This window comes from Sulfurospirillum sp. 1307, assembly GCF_054408545.1.
The window spans coordinates 865349-882460 of record NZ_CP176011.1 but is presented as its reverse complement, the minus strand read 5'-3'; the positions used below and the strand labels follow the sequence as shown (position 1 = coordinate 882460).

The window sequence follows — 17112 nt, the reverse complement described above, 5'->3', positions numbered from 1 at the left end:
ACAAAAGAAATTTTAGTAGTATATATTTGTCTATTAATCCAATAAATGAGCTAAAGAGTCTTTTATATACTTATACTTAAACTCAAATCCACTATCAATTAATCTTTTTGGATAAACTTCTTTAGAACCTGTTAGCACTGAGGCTCCTTCTGAAAAAAGTATCTTTAGTGCAAACTCTGGAACAGGTAAAAGCGTTGGTCTATGAAGTTGTGTGCCAAGTGCTTTAGTAAAGTCATAATTTGTTACTGGGTTTGGTGCAGTTGCATTAAAAACTCCTGTTAGTTCATGCTCAAGCACATACTCATAAATCCTAACCAAATCTTCAATATCTATCCAAGATGTCATCATCTTTCCATCACCTATAATTCCACCAAGCCACATTTTAAACGGCAATAACATTTGCTTTAAAGCTCCACCATCTTTTCCTAGTATAACCCCAAAGCGAAGTATAGCAGTTGGTTTGTTACACTTATTTGCTTCATCTTCCCATTGTTTGGCCAATGTTCCTAAAAAATCATCCGCAAAACCTTCATAGCTTTCATTATAAGGATTTCCATCTGGATAAGCCCCAATCGCTGAAGTTGATACAAAATGCTTTACATCACTTTGATTGATAGCCTTGACTAATTTTCTTGTACTTTCAACCCTACTTTGTACTAAAACTTTCTTGTAAGACTCACTCCATCTTTTTATGATTGGTGCACCAGCTAGATTAAAAACAGCATCAATATTTTTAAGTTTTTCTACTATCTTATCTTCACTGTCATTTCTATCTATGACAACATAATCACTAAACTTTTTCTTCAAATAACTCGCTACAAATCCATTTGCTCCAGTAATTGCTACTTTCATGCTACACCTCCATAACTCTATAGTAATTTTTCTATATCTTTTTCTATTTCAGCTGGTGTAGTTGATGGTGCATAACGATGTATAACTTTTCCATCTTTATCCACTAAAAACTTTGTAAAATTCCATTTGATTGTATCAGTTAAAAAGCCACCTGAGTTCTTTTTTAAATAAACATACAAAGGATGAGTGTTTTCTCCATTTACATCTATTTTTGAAAACATATCAAACTTTACTCCATAGTTAAGAGTACAAAAACTCTTGATTTCTTCTTCAGTTCCAGGCTCTTGTGATAAAAACTGATTACATGGAAAACCTAGTATTCTTAAGCCTTTAGACTCGTACTTATCATAGAGCTCTTGCAATCCTTTGTATTGGCCTGTAAAACCACACTTACTAGCAACATTAACTATGAGCATGACTTTGCCTTTGTATTTGTCTAGTTTAACCACATTGCCATCTATATCTTTAGCTTGTATATCGTATATGCTCATCGCTGTTCCTCCAAAAAGTTGTGTAAAAAAAAGTAAGCCTATTAGTAATTTTTTCATTTTCATCCTTCTATTATTTTTTTAGTCACTTTATGTCTATATTTGAACATTTTATCTAATTCATGCTTAACTATAAAATCAAACAATTTACCTATAACTCCTAAAGTCATCTCATACTCTACAACATCTTTAAGTTTACAAAAACCATCACCTAAATACTTCAATAGCAATTTTAGCAGCTTCTTTATGAAGGACAATTGGTTTTGGATAGTTTTTTATACTATGTTCTAAAAGATACTTTTCATCATGTATATATTTTGCTTCTATATCTTTTAATTCCGGCACATATTTTTTTATATACAGTGCATCTTTATCAAACTTTTTACTTTGAAGGTAAGGATTAAAAACTCTAAAGTAAGGTTGTGGATCTACTCCTGTTCCTGCACTCCATTGCCATGAGAGAACATTGCTAGCTTTGTCAAAATCGAGTAAATATTTTGCAAAAAACTCCTCTCCCCACTGCCAAGGTAAAAGCAAATCTTTAGTAAAAAAAGAAGCTACTATCATTCGAACACGATTGTGCATATTTCCTGTTTGTAAAAGCTCTCTTACTCCAGCATCCACTATAGGCACTCCTGTTTTTGCTTCGCAAAATAGTTCTAATTTTGTTTGGTTTTTTATGCCATTAAAAGAGTATTTATAGTTTTCAAACTCTATATAAGGTAAATGAAAAAGCAAATAAGCATAAAAATCTCTAAAAATAAGTTGTCTTATAAAAGGTTCTATATCTAAATGTCTATTTTCAAACATAAATCGTAAAACTTCTCTCACTCCAATAGTTCCAAACCTTAAATCAACACTTAGTCTCGAAGTAACATCACTAGTAAGGAAATCTCTTTTTTCTTTATAGTCGGTTATGTATTGTTTAAAGTTTTCAAGTTTTTCTTGTGGTGATACGATTTCAAAGTTTGTTTTTTTAAAACCTATACTTTCTATAACAAATGGAAGTTTAGTCATCTCTATATTTTCATTTACATGTATGATTTCATCATAATCATCTTGTATTAAATTATGTTTTGCAAAACAAAGTTTGTCTAATTTCTTACTATCTAAAACAACTCTTGCTTTTTTATAAAAAGGAGTAAATACATAATAAGGTGTACCATCAGATTTTAAGATTTCATCATGTCTAAAGATATAAGTATCTTGGATATAACGAAAATGAATTTTATGCGAGATTTTTAAGTCTCTCTCTTTAGCATACGCATCATAGTCACCACTTGCCACTACTTCATCAAAGCCATCTTTTAAAATAAAGTCAAATACATCCAAAGGATTTCCATAAAAAACTTTTAAATCTAAGCCTAATTTTTTTAGTTGACTTTTTAGTTTTTGAACATAAAAAAATATAAAACTAACTCGCTTATCATTTTTTTCTAAATTTTCTAATATACTTGTGTCAAATATAAAGATTGGTAAAACTTCACCTTCTAAAGATAAAAGAGGATTGTCTTCTACTCTTAAGTCTCTTCTAAACCAAAGTATTCGTTTCATCTTACGCTTTTTATATCTGATCTGAGTGCTAGCTCTTTTGGATATGGTTCTAAAAATTTTTGTCCTAAAAGATACTCTACATTATACTTAGATACATAAATTTTAAGTGTACTTAGAGGAACTATGACTGGAACTATCTTATGCATAAAATCTTCAATTTGTACATGTAGCATCTTTTTTTCATCTGAATCTAAAAATGTTTTTAAAAATCCAGCCATATGTTCTAAAACATTTCTTGTTTTTCCGATACTACTTTTTTTAGAAATTGCCATTTTAAATGAGCTTTCATATTCTTTTAAAATTTCTAGAAAACTTTTTTTTTGGTGATTTGCAACAATATTCCCAAGTTCTCTATATAATCTTTCATCTTTTGAATGAAGCAAAAATTTGTATGATTGGTGAAAGTTCACCAAACCTTTCATATCAGCATTCTGTTTAAAATTTTCAAAATCATCATATGCAAAAAGTTGCATTACAAAATTTTCTCTTAACCATGCATCTGCTAGTCTTCCCTCTTCTTCCATAGGTAAGTAATCAAATTCTTTTTTACATAATGATGCAAAAACACCATCATCCTTGCCTTCAGCAAAACCATTTTCTAAATATACTTTTGAACTATTCAAACCGCATGTTGGAGATTTTGATTTAAAAATAATCCCTGTGATTTCTTTTGATTTGATTTTGTCTAACTCTATATATGATTTTTCAAGTAATTGATTTGTTAAATCACTTTTATCTTTGTTTGATATGATTTTAAAATCATCATTTTCTTTTAGCATTCTAATAGAAGGTCTTGGAGAACCAAATGCTAAATTTTCAGGACAAAAAGATACAAATTCTGCATATTTACCAAGCTCATTTACTATAAAATGATTTAACTTATGACCTTTATCAAAACGAATTTTTTCTCCCAATAAACATCCAGAAACTGCTATTTTCAAAATGACTCCTTTTTTGTTTAACTTTATTATATGAAAAAAACTGTACTATTCGTATATCAAATTTGTCATTTAAAATTGTAAAGTAAGGAACTGCAAGTGAAAATAAGAGTTTATTACGAAGATACTGATGCAGGAGGTATTGTATATCACTCTAATTATTTAAAGTTTTGTGAAAGAGCTAGAAGTGAAATTTTTTTTCAAAGCGGAAAATCTCCAGCAGTAGATGGTGGTCACTTTGTAGTAAAACATATTGAAGCTGATTTTATAAAACCAGCTAAACTTGGAGATTTATTAGAGGTTAAAAACAAAATAATAGAAATGAAAAATGCATCTATGAGTTTAGAACAGAGCATTTGGATTGAAGATACAAAAATATTTTCAATGAACTCAATATTAGTTTATGTAAAAGATGGCAAACCTAGTAGAGTTAACACTGAATTAAAAGAGTTTTTTAATCAAATTTTTAAAAAATGATTTTTTCAAAACTATATCTTTTTGGCTGAACTATTGATATACTATACTCAACTTGTCCATCATTCATTGACTCTTGAAAAAATGATTCTGATTTTTCCATAAAATAGGTATTATAAAAATAATCTATACCCAAAGAAGTAGAGTAGTTAACCCAATCATAAACTATGTCATTTCCAAATATAGAATTTAACTCTTCCATACTTACAGTTGTTTTACCAATAGAATTAGCTATAAAAAAGTTTTTTCTATCATCATACTGAGTTAGTGTTAAAAGCATTGGATTGTAATTTATTTGAGTTGATAAAACTGCATATGGCTGAATCTCATAATATCTTAGCTGTGAAGCAATCAAACTAGTTTTTACCAATGGTATATTCATAAAAATTGAGCTATTTTTCAACAATTTATTATTTTTAAATAGCCTTTTAAAATTTATTTTTGAACTGTTGATGTTTTTTGAATATATTATTTGCTGAGTATTTTCTTTTAACATATCATTAAGAGAATTTGACAAGAAACTGTCATCACTAAAGTATGCAATTTTTTCATTTGAATACTTTAGTAATTCGCTGATTTGTTTTTTATAATCAATCCCACCAAAAAATATATTTGAAGGACTATTATCTACTTTATTTTTATTAACCGTAGGTATATAAACAATCAAACCATCAGTATTTTTTACAAGTATCTCTGCACCTCTTTCAGTAAAAGGAGCTATCACATACGTAAAACCTTTTTCTTTTATTTTCTCAATTTGCTTTATTATTGAATTTTCATCTTCATACATACTATTAAAGACTTCTAGTTCAAAATAATTTTGCTTACTCATTAAATATGCCAAAACACTATTTACTGTTGTTACAGCATATCTTCTTATACTTTTTTGAGGTACTAGTAAAGCTATTTTGATTGAACTTTTTTCTCCATCAAAGAGCCTAAATATTTTTTTATAATATTCATACTCACTAGACATTAAGTTGAGTTCATCCATAGATAAGTTATAATAACCTAAAAATGAAAATATTTTGCCCTCATCCAAAAGTTTTTCCATACAATCTAAATCACAAGTTTGAGCACTTAAATTAATAACAATGTTCTTTACAGGAGGAACAGTAGATATTTTATCACTTTTTGCAAATACAAAAGAAAAACACAAAAGAAAACTTATAAACAATCTCATAATAAACTCTTAACCTTTAACATATCTTGAAATACTTCTTTTTTTGAAGATGGATTCCTTAGTAAAAAACTCGGATGAAATGTAGGAATAAGCATAATATTACCAAGTTTTAAGATTTCACCTCTTACTTTAGAAATTTTAGTTTCATACTCACCTGTTAAATGATGAAATGCAGTTGATCCTAAAGCTACAATTATACGAGGATTTACTAGCTTTATTTGCTGCATCAAATAGTCTCTACAAGCTTCAACCTCATCTAAAGATGGGACTCTATTTCCTGGAGGTCTACATTTGACAATATTTGCAATATACACATCATCTCTTTTTAGGTACAAAACATTTTCTATGATTTTTGTTAAAAGCTCACCTGCTCTTCCTACGAAAACATGTCCTGTTTCATCTTCATTTGCACCTGGACCTTCACCAACAAACATCAAGTCCGCATTCTCATTACCATCACCGAAAACAACATTTTTTCTTGTTTTACTAAGATTACAAACATGACAATTATGTACAATTTTTCTCAATTCATCAAAATCATTAGGCAATGACATATCGCTTTTGGTTGTTAATTCTCTTTTGTCATCATAGTATTGATAACCCATAGATTTATAATGATATAAAGTTTTTAATAATTTCAATTTTTCGATGTTTGTCATGAGTAGGATGATATCTAAATGGGTGTTAAAAAAAGATAAAAGATAGTGAAATAGCCCCAATAAATGGGGCTTATTATTTATTGTACTGTAACTTCTTTTGGATCACTTTCCCAAATTCCATGCTTTGTACAATAAGCATGTGCTACAAGTTTTAATTTTTTAGTAGTTGGAACGATATTGAATGTTACTTCAACTTGTCCTTTTGCCCCTTGTCCACCTAGAGTTCCTGGAACAAAATCAGCTCTTCCTAAAAGAGTATCTCCATTGTACAGTGCAACATTTGCTATAAAATGATCAAAATCATCTGGATGAGTATACTCATTTCCAACTTTTACTGTAACGCTAAATTTTTCACCACTTTTTGCTTCATCTTCACAATGAATAAATGGTGAGTGTCTATCAATATAGTCTTTTTTAGCTTCTCTTTCTACTGTATCTATGTCTACATAACGATTAATCTTTGGCATAATCTCTCCTTTTAATTTTTTATTTTGAAATTATACTCTAAAAAGGATTAAAATAGTCTTATTTATATTAAAGTTGTTTTTATTTTGTGACTATCTACACCCAATCTGCTTCTATCAGTACATCCAAGTGCCATCAAAACTATTTGAGAAATTGAATATACAGGTAGATTTATATCTCTTCCTACTGTTTTTTCCAATTGTTTTTGCATATTATCAAACATATAAAAACTTCTTGCATCATTTGCAACTACAAAATCAGCAGCATTATCAAATGCATCTAACATCACTTTTCCTGCTAGTTTATAAGCTATTTGGCTAGAAGCATCCAAAATCTCATAACCATCACTATCTTCATTTGATTCAAAATCTACTATATTCGCTCCTATACTTAAAAGTATAGAATCTACTGTATTGCTATTTAATGTTTTATTACCATTAAAAACAGCGACATTAAATTTTTCAAAGCTATTTTTTACTAAAGAAGCTAGCTTATCAAAGCCAATGACATCTCTTAAAATATCATTTACATGTAGAACTTTTACATCTATACAAAGCTCTTTACCCTCTTTAGCTAGTTTTGAAGATATTTTAGAGTTTAAGTCTTTATCTTCCAATAAAATCAACTTTGCGAGATTTAAAGAAGTATATGAGCTATCTTCTACACATATAATTTCATCTCCTTTAGCTAGAGAAAGATTATATGCACAATTATATAAAAACGCCTCTTCATTTAGTGATTTTCCTTCTGTAGCAATATCAGCTTTAGCTCCAGCTAAAACTTCACTTTGCAAACCAAGCTCTTTTAAAAGCTCTGTAGCAGATATAATATATGAAGCCGCGCTATCTTTATGAACTATATTATCAAATATTTTATACATGTATATCTCTCCTAAAAACTTTTACTTATTTCTTGTAGCTTAGCTACATATTTATTTGCTGGAGTCTCTTGCTTAATAATTTTATTTTTCAAAAACTCAACTTTTCTTTCCAAATCAAAATTGATTGGATATAGTTTATTTGATATATTTACATGTAACCAAATACCATCTTGTAAAGCTATTGCATTTAAAATTTTATCTTTCATATTAGGATATTTTTCAATCATATCATAAGCAAAAGCAAATAGGGCATCTCCTAAATATTCATCTGAAAGATTAACTACTGGCGAGCTGTAATATTCTCTTATATATGATTTGTAGATTTTTCTATCACTACCTTCAACATATGCATCAAGTAAATCAAATTTTTTATTAAAATCATCTGTATTAATAATAAAATCTTTTTCAACTCTTTTAGGACTTAATGGCTCTAGTGTTAACTCATTTCCAAAAAAATCTACAACTTCTTTGATTTTTGTACTAACAAACAAAGATTTATTGTTGATTTTAATAGCACTAAACTCTTTATCTTCATAACCAAAGTCTAGTTCATTCTCACTAACCATCGCCAATAAATCAGCAACACTTTTTTGTTCATCAATCTTAACAACATGTTTTCTGTAGTATGGAAGATAATCAGTCTTATGATTAAATCTAAAAACTTGTAATGTGAGTTTACACTCCATAGTTAATTCTCCTCAAATAAATATATACAAAAGTCTACTCTTTCTAAACTTAAGGTATAATACAAAAATTATATAATATTTAAATGACAGGTTTTTTATGGATAAAGAGGGCTTTTTTATATCAAATTTTAAAAGTAGTTTAATAGGTGATGATGGTGCGATTGTTGAAAATTTAGTATATTCAAAAGATCTTTTTTGTGAAGATATACATTTTAAACTTTCTTGGATGAGCTTAAATCAAATTGCAAAAAAAAGTATGCTTGTTAATATTTCAGATGCAATAGCAATGAACGCAAAGCCCAAATATGCACTTATTGGGATAGTTATACCATCACATTTTTCTCCAAAAGAATTAAAAGAATTATCAAATGGTTTTATTGAAATTGCAAAAGATTTTGATATACAAATAATTGGAGGAGATACTACTAGTGGTGAAAAACTTATGATTAGTGTTACTATCATATCTGTAACAAAAAAACCATTGAGAAGAGATGGGTTGAAAAATGACGATTTTTTAGCATACACTGGCAAGCTTGGTCAATCAAAAAAAGGTCTTATAACATTGCTTAGAGGTGGAAAACTTTCTTCCAAACATAGATTTATTTTACCAAGTTTAAAATCAAATTTCATATATAAAGCTTCTAAATACATCAATTCTGGATTAGATATATCTGATGGACTATCAAAAGATTTATCAAGGCTTACAAGTAAAAAATTTGGTTTAAGATTTCTAAGAAAAATACCAAAAGAGATACTTTGTAGCGGAGAAGAGTATGAAATGCTTTTTTCTTTTCCTAAAAAAAATTTAGCTAAGGTAAAATCAATTGCAAAACAAACAAGAACACCAATTACAATCTTTGCAAAGGTATCAAAAGGAAGATACTCTTGCAAGTGTAAAGAAAATCATTTTCGTAATTCTGAATAAATCATTTCTTTTAAAGGTTCAAATCCAAAAGTACCAAGTGGTTTATAGTTGATAAAATAAAAAGGTGTTTTATTTGCTCCCAACTTTTTTGCATCATTTAAGTCTTGGGCTATAATCTTATCCATTTTTGAATCTTTTATATCAGATTTAAATTTGTTTATATCAAGATTTAAACCTTTTAATAATTTCAAAAAAATTTGCTTATTTTGATTGTTTACCCAAGCATCTTGTTCATCATACAAAAGTTTCAAAACTTCTAAAAACTTTCCTTGTTTTTTAGCTGCTTCTAATACCTTTATGGAATACTTTGAACCTCTATGAAATGGAGCATATCTATAAGTTAATCTAATTTTACCTTTATTTTTTGCAATAATATCTTGAATGAACTCTTCAAATACTGCACAAGTTGCACATGCCGGATCAAAAAAATCAACTATATGAACTTTCGCATTTTTAGGGCCGATACTAAAAGAGTATTCTCTTTCATACAAACTTTTATCACTTCTTATAATTTTAAGTTCATTAGTAGCTTTATAGTTTGTATATGCATACCCACCTATAAAAAAAACAAAAATCAAACTTGCTATGCTAAACCATATGATTTTAATTTGATCCGACATTATATTTCTTTACTTTTCTACTACTAGTCCACCATAAGATTGACATGTTGGCATTACTTCTAGTGTATTTATATTTACATGTGCTGGAAGTTTTGCCAAAGTATGAATAATATTTGCAATATCATCAGCAACTAAAGGTTGATATCCGCTATATACACCTTCAGCTTTTTTCTCATCACCTTTGAATCTAACATTTGAAAATTCAGTTTTTGCCATACCTGGTTCTATGTTTGAAACCCTTATATTTGTACCTTTTAAATCTGTTCTTAAATTTAGTGAAAATTGTCTGACAAAAGCTTTTGTTGCTCCATAAACATTTCCACCTTCATATGGCCAAGTACCAGCAGTTGAGCCAATGTTGAAAATATAACCTGTTTTTCTCTCAACCATACTTGGCAAAACAGCTTTTGTAACATATAAGAGTCCTTTTATATTTGTATCAATCATTACTTCCCAATCTTCCAAATCTGCTTCATTTGCCTTATCTAGTCCCAAAGCAAGTCCTGCATTATTAACAAGTACATCAATATCTTTAAACTCTTTAGGAAGATTTTTAATTGCATTAAAAACTGCTTCTTTATCTCTTACATCAAGTTTTATTACATGTAAAGAGTCTTTTAGCTCATTTTTTAGCTCATTTAGCCTTTCCTCTCTTCTTCCAGTTCCAACTACTTTAAAACCATCTTTTGCAAAAATCCTTGCAATCTCTTTACCAAAACCTGAAGTTACTCCTGTAATAAAAACTACTTTTGACATAATTACCATCCTTTATCTGTTTTGGATTATTATAATCAAATTTAATGAAAAATAGGATAAAATTTTATTTATTAAAAAAAAGGAGTCTAATATAATCGATTTAACTTGGAATGAACTATTAAGTTTAGAAAACACTCAAATAGACAACGAACATAAAAAACTTTTTAGAATTGCACAAAGTGCTTTTAGTGTAGTTTCACCTGATAAAAAAATGCAAAAAATAAAAGATGTTTTAAAAGAGTTAATAAACTATACAAAAACTCACTTTAGTAATGAAGAAAAATATATGAGCTCTATTGGGTATCCAGATTTAGAAGAGCACAAAAAGCAACACCAACAAATAGTTGATTCAATGTATGATTTTACTAGAAAACTTCCAAATATGAAAATAAATGAGATTGAAAAAGAATTAGCCCATCTAATTGAAATTTGGTTTGTAAATCACATAGTATATAATGATAAAAAAATTGCTGCTTGGCTAAAACTACATGAAATACCTGAATTTTCATTTTCTTGGAAAGATGAATATGCATTGAATAACTCTTTATTAGATGCTGAACATCAAGAATTATTTAAAATTGCAAGTGAAGCTTTTAAAAAAGTACCTAAAGAAGAAAAGCTAAATAAAATCAAAAAAACTCTAAATCAACTTTTTGAATATTTTAAAACACATTTTGAAGATGAAGAAAAATATATGCTTGAAATTAAATTTGATAAACTAGATGCTCACAAAAAATCTCACGAACAAATTATACATGACTTAAGCAGTTTTGTAAAAAACCTTCATAGTATGGAAATTTTTGAAATAGAAGATAAGTTAAAAGATTTTATTCAAGTCTCTTTGGTTGAACATATAATAAATGAAGATAAAAAAATCATCTCTTGGATTCAGTATTTAAAAGACCTAAAAGAGGCAAAAGATTTAAAAGTCTAATTGTGATATAATCACAAACCAAAATTTAAAGATTAGGATAGAAAATGTCAAATTTAAAAGTTTATGATTATTCTCCAGAAGAATTATCAAAATTTCAATATGCAATTATTAAAACCAAAGATGGAGAAATGAGAGTAAAACTCTTTGTAGATGAAACTCCAAATACAGTAGCAAACTTTGCAACTCTTGCAAATGATGGATTTTACGACAATCTAACATTTCATAGAGTAATACCTGGTTTTGTTGCACAAGGTGGATGCCCATATGGAACAGGAACAGGAGGTCCAGGTTGGCAAATAGCTTGTGAAACAGATAAAAATACATCAAAACATGTAAAAGGTGCTTTATCTATGGCACATGCTGGACCTAACACTGGCGGAAGCCAATTTTTTATCTGTTATGATAATTTACCACATCTAGATGGTGTTCATACAGTATTTGGAGCAATTGACCCAAGTGATGAAGAAAGCATGAAAGTTCTTGATTCAATTAACCAAAATGACAAAATTGAATCTATTAAGATAGTAGAATCTTAATATTTTAACCCTCTACATGTAGAGGGTTAAACCTCATTAGATAAAACTCCAACTACTTTACCTAAAACTTCAATATCTTCAGAATTTACAATTTCATCAGTATATATACTATTATCAGAAACCAAAGCCACTTTTCCGTCTGCTCTTAGTTGAAGTCTTTTGATAAAAAGCCCCATAGGAGTAGTTACTATGTAAACTCCATTTCTATTGATGTTTTTACTTGAAGTATCAATAAACACTATATCTCCATCATTTAGTGTAGGCTCCATAGAATCACCAAGTACATTTAAAGCTTTTATATATTTAACAGATTGTTTTCCACCTAAGTGATTTACAATTTCTTCATCTAATTCAAGAAATTCACTTTTTTCATCATAATTTAATGCCCCTCCACCAGCACTTGCATATATATCTTTAAAATAGTGGATTCTTTCAAATTTTTCACTCTCTTTTGCTATACTATTTACAACTTGGTCAAACAATAGCCAATTTATTGATATTTTTCTTTTTGCGCAAAATTCTAAAACTTCTTTATAAGGAATTTTACCTCTTTTTTTCATAGTTGCAAGTGTTACTTGATTTATACCCAAAGCATTTGCTACATCTTTATCAAAAACTTTTTTATTTCCTATTTCGCTTGATAATATATCTTTTATACGATTTAAGATTTCTACTATATCTGGCATAACAAATCCTTTTTATTTCATTTTGAAATAAAATTATAGCATATTTTTCTTTTTTATTACAATATGGAAAATTTTAAAGGGTATAAAATGCAACAAATTGAAATTTATTTAGAAAAATTTGAACAAGCGATGTTAAAAGTAAGTAATTTATTGTTTTAATGTTTTAGGATTATATGAATTGTATTTTCACCTCGATTTAGATGCTTTTTTTGTATCGGCTGAGAGAAGCATAAATCCAAAGCTACTAAACAAACCAGTAGCTATTGGTGGAAGAAGTGATCCATACATATTTTCAAAAAAAAGATTAAATAGAGATGTAATTTTTCAAAATAGCGGAGCCTTTGTATCAGCTGTTTTTATAGACAAAAACAGAAAAAATCTACCTGATTACTTCTGTGAAAATGGTCGTATTAGGGGTATCGTAACTACTTCTAGTTATGAAGCTAGAGCATTTGGCATAAAAACTGGTATGAGTATAGCTGAAGCAAAAAGCAGATGCCCGCACCTTATAGTCATAAAACCTAATTATTCACTATATCATAGATTATCAAAAGATTTAAGACATTATATGCAAGAAAAAGTTCCTATAATAGAACAATTTAGCATAGATGAATTTTTTGGAGACTTACATGGATGGATTGAAGATAAAAATATATATGATTTTTTAAAAAATTTGCAAAATGAAATTTTTTTAAATTTTAAACTTCCTTGTTCTATTGGAATCGCTAAATCTAAATGGATTGCAAAGTTAGCTACACAATATGCAAAGCCATTTGGTATCAAATTGGTAAGCAATATTGATGAATTTATCAAAGACATACCAATAGAAGATTTTCCCTTTATTGGCAAATCAATGCAAAAGACTCTATATAAGTACAAAAAATATACATTAGGAGATATTAAAAACTCAAAAACTCTACTTTATTCACTATCAAATCAATCAAAAATAATCTACGATAGAGTTTGTGGCCTAGATAACGAAATTGTAAAAGAAAAAGAAAAAAGAAAATCTGTAGGAATTTCTAGGACATTTGATGAAATAGCAGATAGAGAAGAAATCAAAAGAAGACTATATATACTTTGTAGACATTTATCTTACATGGTTACAAAACTTGATTTAGTACCTACTACAATATATCTTTCTATTAGATACAAATATACAAAAAAAAGAAAACAAGCTACTTTTAACAGACTCTTTAATGAAAAATTTTTGACTGAAATTGTCATAAATATATTTATAGAACTTGATGGTAACTCTTTAAGCCCAATAATAAGGCTCTCAATTTCTCTTAGTAATTTTATAAATAAAAAAAACTTTGTACCATCTATACTAGATATAGATGAAGATTTAAAGCAATATAATTTAACAAAAGAAAGTTATAAGTTAAAATCAAAATATGGAATTGATATAATAAGAAGTGCAAAAGAACTCATCTAAGAGTTCTTTTTCTTTGTTGCTGTTGAAAAATAATACCAAATTCCAAAAAGTATAATCGCTATAATCATTGGTGCTAACCAAGGATGGCTTTGAAAATTTGTTAAAAAATTAGAAATACTCTCACCAGCAGTATAACTCATATATCCTAAACCTAAAGCCCAGATAAAAGCTGATATTATATTTAAAATGTTAAATTTAAAAGCAGAATATTTTGTCATTCCTATTCCAATTGGAATAAGAGTTTTAATACCATAAACAAACTTTTGAAAAAATATGATTTTATCTCCATGCCTTTTCATTAGCAAATGGCTAAGTGCTAGTTTTCTTCTATGTTTTTTTAGATATGGCATCATTGCACTTTTATTGTATCTACTCATATAAAATAATAAAGAATCACCAAAAGCATTTGCTACAAATGCAACAGCTATAGAAGTTGCTAAATCCATCTTACCTGCATATGATAGAATTCCAGCAGCAATTATTGCAACCATTCCGCCACCGAGTGAGTATAGAAAAAGTATTATATATCCATAAGTGGATAAAGAATTAATTATATCTTCCAAATTGACTACTTTGTTAAACTATTAACAGTGCGTAAAAACTCTTTTACACTATACACTGAACTTAAATTACTACCACTTACTATTTGATTTACATTTAAATTCTGTCCATAAAGTGCTCTATTTTTCTCTTCCAAGATTGAAATTACTGCACCTTCAAGTGAAACTCCTGCAAATAATCCATTTGCTTTAGAATAAACAAAAATTTCAGCACTCATATTTACTTCTGTATTTCTTTCATAGTTTGAACCAAGAGGACCAGCACTTACACTTGCTCCTGCACCTAGAGTGAATTTTTTGTTCATAAGCTCATTTACACTATTTTGAGTTCTAAAAATCATCATGGCACTAATGTGTTCATATCCAAATTGAAGACCTAAACTACCACCAACAACTTCTACAAAAAATGGATAACTCCAAGAGCCATCACTTTTTTTAATGCAAACAACACCTTTTCCATACTTACCACCTATAAAAAAGCCTACTTTATCTAAAGATGGAATTATTAAAATTGCTTTTGCTTGTTTTAAAACCGATTTTGGTACACCATTTTTTGTATTGACTAATTTTTTCATAGTATTTACTGAATCAAGCAACATTTCTTCTGATGAATTTGCTTGAACACTTGAAAAAACGCAAATCAATAAAACTAAAGCTAAAAATATTTTTTTCATTTTTACAACTCCTTATTAAGTATTATTATTTACATAATTAAAAAACAGACCCTCTTTTTGCATAAGTTCACTAGGGTTTCCTTTTTCAACAACCATTCCACCTTCAAGCACATATATAAAATCTGCTTTTCTAATAGTACTTAATCTATGTGCTATTATAATTGTAGTTTTATTTTTTAAATACTCTTCAAGCTCACTAAATAATCTTGATTCAGTATGCACATCTAAAGCTGATGTTGATTCATCTAAAATTACAATATTTGGATTTTGTAAAACCATTCTTGCGATACTTAGACGCTGCCTTTGACCACCTGAAAGTTTTATACCATCTTTTCCTATTTTTGTATCTAAACCATCTTCTAGTGAATCTATATACTCTTCTAACTGTGCAACTCTCAAAGCATATCTTAAATCTTCTTCTTTTACATTTTCACCAAATGTTAAATTTTTCGCAATTGTATCATTGAAAAGTTGAGGATTTTGTAAAACTAAGAAAACATTTTCTCTAACTATATCTAAACCTATATCTTTAACTGAATAATTATCAAAAAGAATATCGCCTTTATCCAACGGATAAAGTCCTACTAAAAGTTCTGCTAATGTAGTTTTTCCACTCCCACTAGATCCAATTATAGCTATTTTTTTACCTTTTGGTATTTTTAAATTTATGTCTTTTAAAACTTCTTTATCTTTTTCATAGCCAAAATATAAGTTTTTAATTTCTATTGAGTTTGTATCAGTATCATAAAATGGATTATATCTGTGTTTTGGCGTTTTTTCAACTTCTAATGCAAATATTTGATTAATTCTACTTAAAGCAGCTTTTGCATTGTGATAAGCATATTGTATATTTAAAACTTCTTGAATAGGACTCATCATAACCCAAAGATAACCAAAAATACCAAGCATCAAACCGATACTCAAATCACTATAAGCCACTACTAGGATACTAGCTCCTCTAAATATCTCAAAACCAGATAAAAAAACCAAAAATGAGAATTTACTAGCTCCTTCACTTTTATATGAAAAATTTATGGCATTGTCTCTTAAATTTGTAGCTTTTTGAATAATTGTTGAAAAAAACTTGTCCTCTTTATTAAGAGATTTGATTTGAACAAACAAATCTAGTGTTTCGCTTAAACTTTCTGCAAAAATAGCATATGTTTTATTTTCTTCTTTTTTAAACTTAGAAACTCTTCTAGCAATCTTAGTTGTCAATACAATTACAAATGGATTAATTAAAAGTATAAAAAGAGCCAATTGCCAATGAATCATTAAAAGAACAATTCCAACAGCTAAAATAGTCAGTAATGATATGATTAGCCTGCTAATAACACTTCCCAAAAAGTTATCAATAGTATCAACATCTATTAGAAGAAGAGAAGAAATTTTTCCAGATCCTAAAAACTCGAACTCTTTAAGAGATACTTTTGATAGATGATCAATCAAACCTTTTCTTATCTTGAATGTTATATTTTTAGAGATAATAGTAAAAAGTTTAGTTTGATAGAAATTTAAAACAAAAAATATAAACCTTAACAATATAACAACAAACAAAACACTAACTACATAAACATAAGCCTCATTTTGACCGCTAAATAATCCATCTATGCTTTTTACTATAATTCCTGGTTTATGTAAAAGTACTTCATCAACTAATAGTGGCATTAAAAGAGGTGCTGGCGTACTTATGATTACAGCTAGCACTGCTATTATATTTGCTAAAATCAACTCTTTTTTATACTTTTTAATCTCAGTAAAAATTTCTTTAAAAGTATATTGATTCATTTTAATCTTTCAGTGT

At 28.3% G+C, this 17112-nt stretch carries 21 protein-coding genes; 5 read left to right on the top strand and 16 right to left on the bottom strand.

Annotation, left to right across the window (positions count from 1 at the left end):
* Positions 1–33: 33 nt before the first annotated feature.
* Genes ACKGJI_RS04505 through ACKGJI_RS04485 form a run of 5 tightly spaced genes read right to left on the bottom strand, consistent with a single transcriptional unit; the run spans position 34 to position 3835 of the window.
* Positions 34–852, bottom strand: a complete 819-nt coding sequence (locus tag ACKGJI_RS04505) for a TIGR01777 family oxidoreductase (RefSeq protein WP_458701378.1) — start codon at positions 850–852, stop codon at positions 34–36.
* 17 nt (positions 853–869) lie between these two features.
* A complete protein-coding gene (locus tag ACKGJI_RS04500; protein ID WP_458701696.1) occupies positions 870–1343 on the bottom strand; it encodes a glutathione peroxidase in 474 nt (157 codons plus the stop codon).
* A gap of 59 nt (positions 1344–1402) precedes the next feature.
* Entirely contained in the window at positions 1403–1570 is a 168-nt protein-coding gene (locus ACKGJI_RS04495; protein WP_458701377.1) for a hypothetical protein, read from the bottom strand.
* Complete coding sequence (locus ACKGJI_RS04490; protein WP_458701376.1) at positions 1548–2894, bottom strand: cryptochrome/photolyase family protein; 1347 nt, start codon at positions 2892–2894, stop codon at positions 1548–1550. Before ACKGJI_RS04490 ends, ACKGJI_RS04495 begins: the two co-directional genes overlap by 23 nt.
* Complete coding sequence (locus ACKGJI_RS04485) at positions 2891–3835, bottom strand: YbgA family protein (RefSeq protein WP_458701375.1); 945 nt, start codon at positions 3833–3835, stop codon at positions 2891–2893. The genes ACKGJI_RS04490 and ACKGJI_RS04485 overlap by 4 nt, the downstream gene beginning before the upstream one ends.
* A gap of 96 nt (positions 3836–3931) precedes the next feature.
* Here ACKGJI_RS04485 and ACKGJI_RS04480 point away from each other — a divergent pair, with 96 nt between their 5' ends.
* Positions 3932–4309: a YbgC/FadM family acyl-CoA thioesterase gene (locus ACKGJI_RS04480; RefSeq protein WP_458701374.1), complete on the top strand. Its 378-nt coding sequence runs from the start codon at positions 3932–3934 to the stop codon at positions 4307–4309.
* Here ACKGJI_RS04480 and ACKGJI_RS04475 read toward each other — a convergent pair.
* The 5 genes from ACKGJI_RS04475 to ACKGJI_RS04455 form a co-directional block, all read right to left on the bottom strand.
* Positions 4299–5489, bottom strand: coding sequence for a hypothetical protein (locus tag ACKGJI_RS04475; RefSeq protein ID WP_458701373.1), 1191 nt, complete (start codon positions 5487–5489; stop codon positions 4299–4301). The genes ACKGJI_RS04480 and ACKGJI_RS04475 overlap by 11 nt on opposite strands.
* Complete coding sequence (locus tag ACKGJI_RS04470) at positions 5486–6130, bottom strand: uracil-DNA glycosylase (RefSeq protein ID WP_458701372.1); 645 nt, start codon at positions 6128–6130, stop codon at positions 5486–5488. Before ACKGJI_RS04470 ends, ACKGJI_RS04475 begins: the two co-directional genes overlap by 4 nt.
* A gap of 95 nt (positions 6131–6225) precedes the next feature.
* Positions 6226–6615: a class II SORL domain-containing protein gene (locus tag ACKGJI_RS04465; protein ID WP_458701371.1), complete on the bottom strand. Its 390-nt coding sequence runs from the start codon at positions 6613–6615 to the stop codon at positions 6226–6228.
* Between the two features lie 62 nt (positions 6616–6677).
* Positions 6678–7493 (bottom strand): HdrB C-terminal domain-containing protein, encoded by an 816-nt coding sequence (locus ACKGJI_RS04460; protein WP_458701370.1) that lies wholly within the window; start codon positions 7491–7493, stop codon positions 6678–6680.
* A gap of 11 nt (positions 7494–7504) precedes the next feature.
* Entirely contained in the window at positions 7505–8179 is a 675-nt protein-coding gene (locus ACKGJI_RS04455) for a DUF5644 domain-containing protein (RefSeq protein ID WP_458701369.1), read from the bottom strand.
* A 97-nt stretch (positions 8180–8276) separates the two neighbouring features.
* Here ACKGJI_RS04455 and ACKGJI_RS04450 point away from each other — a divergent pair, with 97 nt between their 5' ends.
* Complete coding sequence (locus ACKGJI_RS04450) at positions 8277–9104, top strand: thiamine-phosphate kinase (RefSeq protein WP_458701368.1); 828 nt, start codon at positions 8277–8279, stop codon at positions 9102–9104.
* Here ACKGJI_RS04450 and ACKGJI_RS04445 read toward each other — a convergent pair.
* Together ACKGJI_RS04445 and ACKGJI_RS04440 are read right to left on the bottom strand one after the other, a co-directional pair.
* Positions 9083–9724: a DsbA family protein gene (locus ACKGJI_RS04445; protein WP_458701367.1), complete on the bottom strand. Its 642-nt coding sequence runs from the start codon at positions 9722–9724 to the stop codon at positions 9083–9085. The two genes, ACKGJI_RS04450 and ACKGJI_RS04445, sit on opposite strands and share 22 nt — an antisense overlap.
* Positions 9725–9733: 9 nt before the next feature.
* Positions 9734–10480, bottom strand: coding sequence for an SDR family oxidoreductase (locus ACKGJI_RS04440; protein ID WP_458701366.1), 747 nt, complete (start codon positions 10478–10480; stop codon positions 9734–9736).
* A 61-nt stretch (positions 10481–10541) separates the two neighbouring features.
* Between ACKGJI_RS04440 and ACKGJI_RS04435 the strand changes: the two genes are divergently transcribed.
* Positions 10542–11414 (top strand): bacteriohemerythrin, encoded by an 873-nt coding sequence (locus tag ACKGJI_RS04435; RefSeq protein ID WP_458701695.1) that lies wholly within the window; start codon positions 10542–10544, stop codon positions 11412–11414.
* Positions 11415–11458: 44 nt separating this feature from the next.
* Positions 11459–11950: a peptidylprolyl isomerase gene (locus ACKGJI_RS04430; RefSeq protein ID WP_458701365.1), complete on the top strand. Its 492-nt coding sequence runs from the start codon at positions 11459–11461 to the stop codon at positions 11948–11950.
* A 26-nt stretch (positions 11951–11976) separates the two neighbouring features.
* Here the strand turns inward: ACKGJI_RS04430 and ACKGJI_RS04425 are convergent, their stop codons facing one another.
* Positions 11977–12636: a LexA family transcriptional regulator gene (locus tag ACKGJI_RS04425; protein WP_458701364.1), complete on the bottom strand. Its 660-nt coding sequence runs from the start codon at positions 12634–12636 to the stop codon at positions 11977–11979.
* A gap of 178 nt (positions 12637–12814) precedes the next feature.
* On the opposite strand from ACKGJI_RS04425, the gene ACKGJI_RS04420 reads away from it, so the two are divergent.
* Positions 12815–14074 (top strand): Y-family DNA polymerase, encoded by a 1260-nt coding sequence (locus tag ACKGJI_RS04420; protein WP_458701363.1) that lies wholly within the window; start codon positions 12815–12817, stop codon positions 14072–14074.
* On the opposite strand, the gene ACKGJI_RS04415 is transcribed toward ACKGJI_RS04420, so the two are convergent.
* Genes ACKGJI_RS04415 through ACKGJI_RS04405 form a run of 3 tightly spaced genes read right to left on the bottom strand, consistent with a single transcriptional unit; the run spans position 14071 to position 17096 of the window.
* The gene (locus ACKGJI_RS04415) at positions 14071–14637 is read right to left on the bottom strand and encodes a DedA family protein (RefSeq protein ID WP_458701362.1); all 567 of its coding nucleotides are present in this window, start codon (positions 14635–14637) and stop codon (positions 14071–14073) included. The genes ACKGJI_RS04420 and ACKGJI_RS04415 overlap by 4 nt on opposite strands.
* A gap of 5 nt (positions 14638–14642) precedes the next feature.
* On the bottom strand, positions 14643–15308 hold the full coding sequence (locus tag ACKGJI_RS04410; protein WP_458701361.1) for a lipid-binding SYLF domain-containing protein: 666 nt from the start codon (positions 15306–15308) through the stop codon (positions 14643–14645).
* 15 nt (positions 15309–15323) lie between these two features.
* Positions 15324–17096, bottom strand: a complete 1773-nt coding sequence (locus ACKGJI_RS04405; protein WP_458701360.1) for an ABC transporter ATP-binding protein — start codon at positions 17094–17096, stop codon at positions 15324–15326.
* Positions 17097–17112: the final 16 nt, after the last annotated feature.

Excerpts from the sequence above, each read along its gene's own strand:
- ACKGJI_RS04490 (WP_458701376.1), bottom strand. The coding sequence starts at position 2,894 with ATGAAACGAATACTTTGGTTTAGAAGAGACTTAAGAGTAGAAGACAAT.
- ACKGJI_RS04425 (WP_458701364.1), bottom strand. The coding sequence starts at position 12,636 with ATGCCAGATATAGTAGAAATCTTAAATCGTATAAAAGATATATTATCA.
- ACKGJI_RS04450 (WP_458701368.1), top strand. The coding sequence starts at position 8,277 with ATGGATAAAGAGGGCTTTTTTATATCAAATTTTAAAAGTAGTTTAATA.
- ACKGJI_RS04505 (WP_458701378.1), bottom strand. The coding sequence starts at position 852 with ATGAAAGTAGCAATTACTGGAGCAAATGGATTTGTAGCGAGTTATTTG.
- ACKGJI_RS04455 (WP_458701369.1), bottom strand. The coding sequence starts at position 8,179 with ATGGAGTGTAAACTCACATTACAAGTTTTTAGATTTAATCATAAGACT.
- ACKGJI_RS04465 (WP_458701371.1), bottom strand. The coding sequence starts at position 6,615 with ATGCCAAAGATTAATCGTTATGTAGACATAGATACAGTAGAAAGAGAA.
- ACKGJI_RS04430 (WP_458701365.1), top strand. The coding sequence starts at position 11,459 with ATGTCAAATTTAAAAGTTTATGATTATTCTCCAGAAGAATTATCAAAA.
- ACKGJI_RS04405 (WP_458701360.1), bottom strand. The coding sequence starts at position 17,096 with ATGAATCAATATACTTTTAAAGAAATTTTTACTGAGATTAAAAAGTAT.
- ACKGJI_RS04500 (WP_458701696.1), bottom strand. The coding sequence starts at position 1,343 with ATGAGCATATACGATATACAAGCTAAAGATATAGATGGCAATGTGGTT.
- ACKGJI_RS04475 (WP_458701373.1), bottom strand. The coding sequence starts at position 5,489 with ATGAGATTGTTTATAAGTTTTCTTTTGTGTTTTTCTTTTGTATTTGCA.
- ACKGJI_RS04440 (WP_458701366.1), bottom strand. The coding sequence starts at position 10,480 with ATGTCAAAAGTAGTTTTTATTACAGGAGTAACTTCAGGTTTTGGTAAA.
- ACKGJI_RS04445 (WP_458701367.1), bottom strand. The coding sequence starts at position 9,724 with ATGTCGGATCAAATTAAAATCATATGGTTTAGCATAGCAAGTTTGATT.
- ACKGJI_RS04460 (WP_458701370.1), bottom strand. The coding sequence starts at position 7,493 with ATGTATAAAATATTTGATAATATAGTTCATAAAGATAGCGCGGCTTCA.
- ACKGJI_RS04410 (WP_458701361.1), bottom strand. The coding sequence starts at position 15,308 with ATGAAAAAAATATTTTTAGCTTTAGTTTTATTGATTTGCGTTTTTTCA.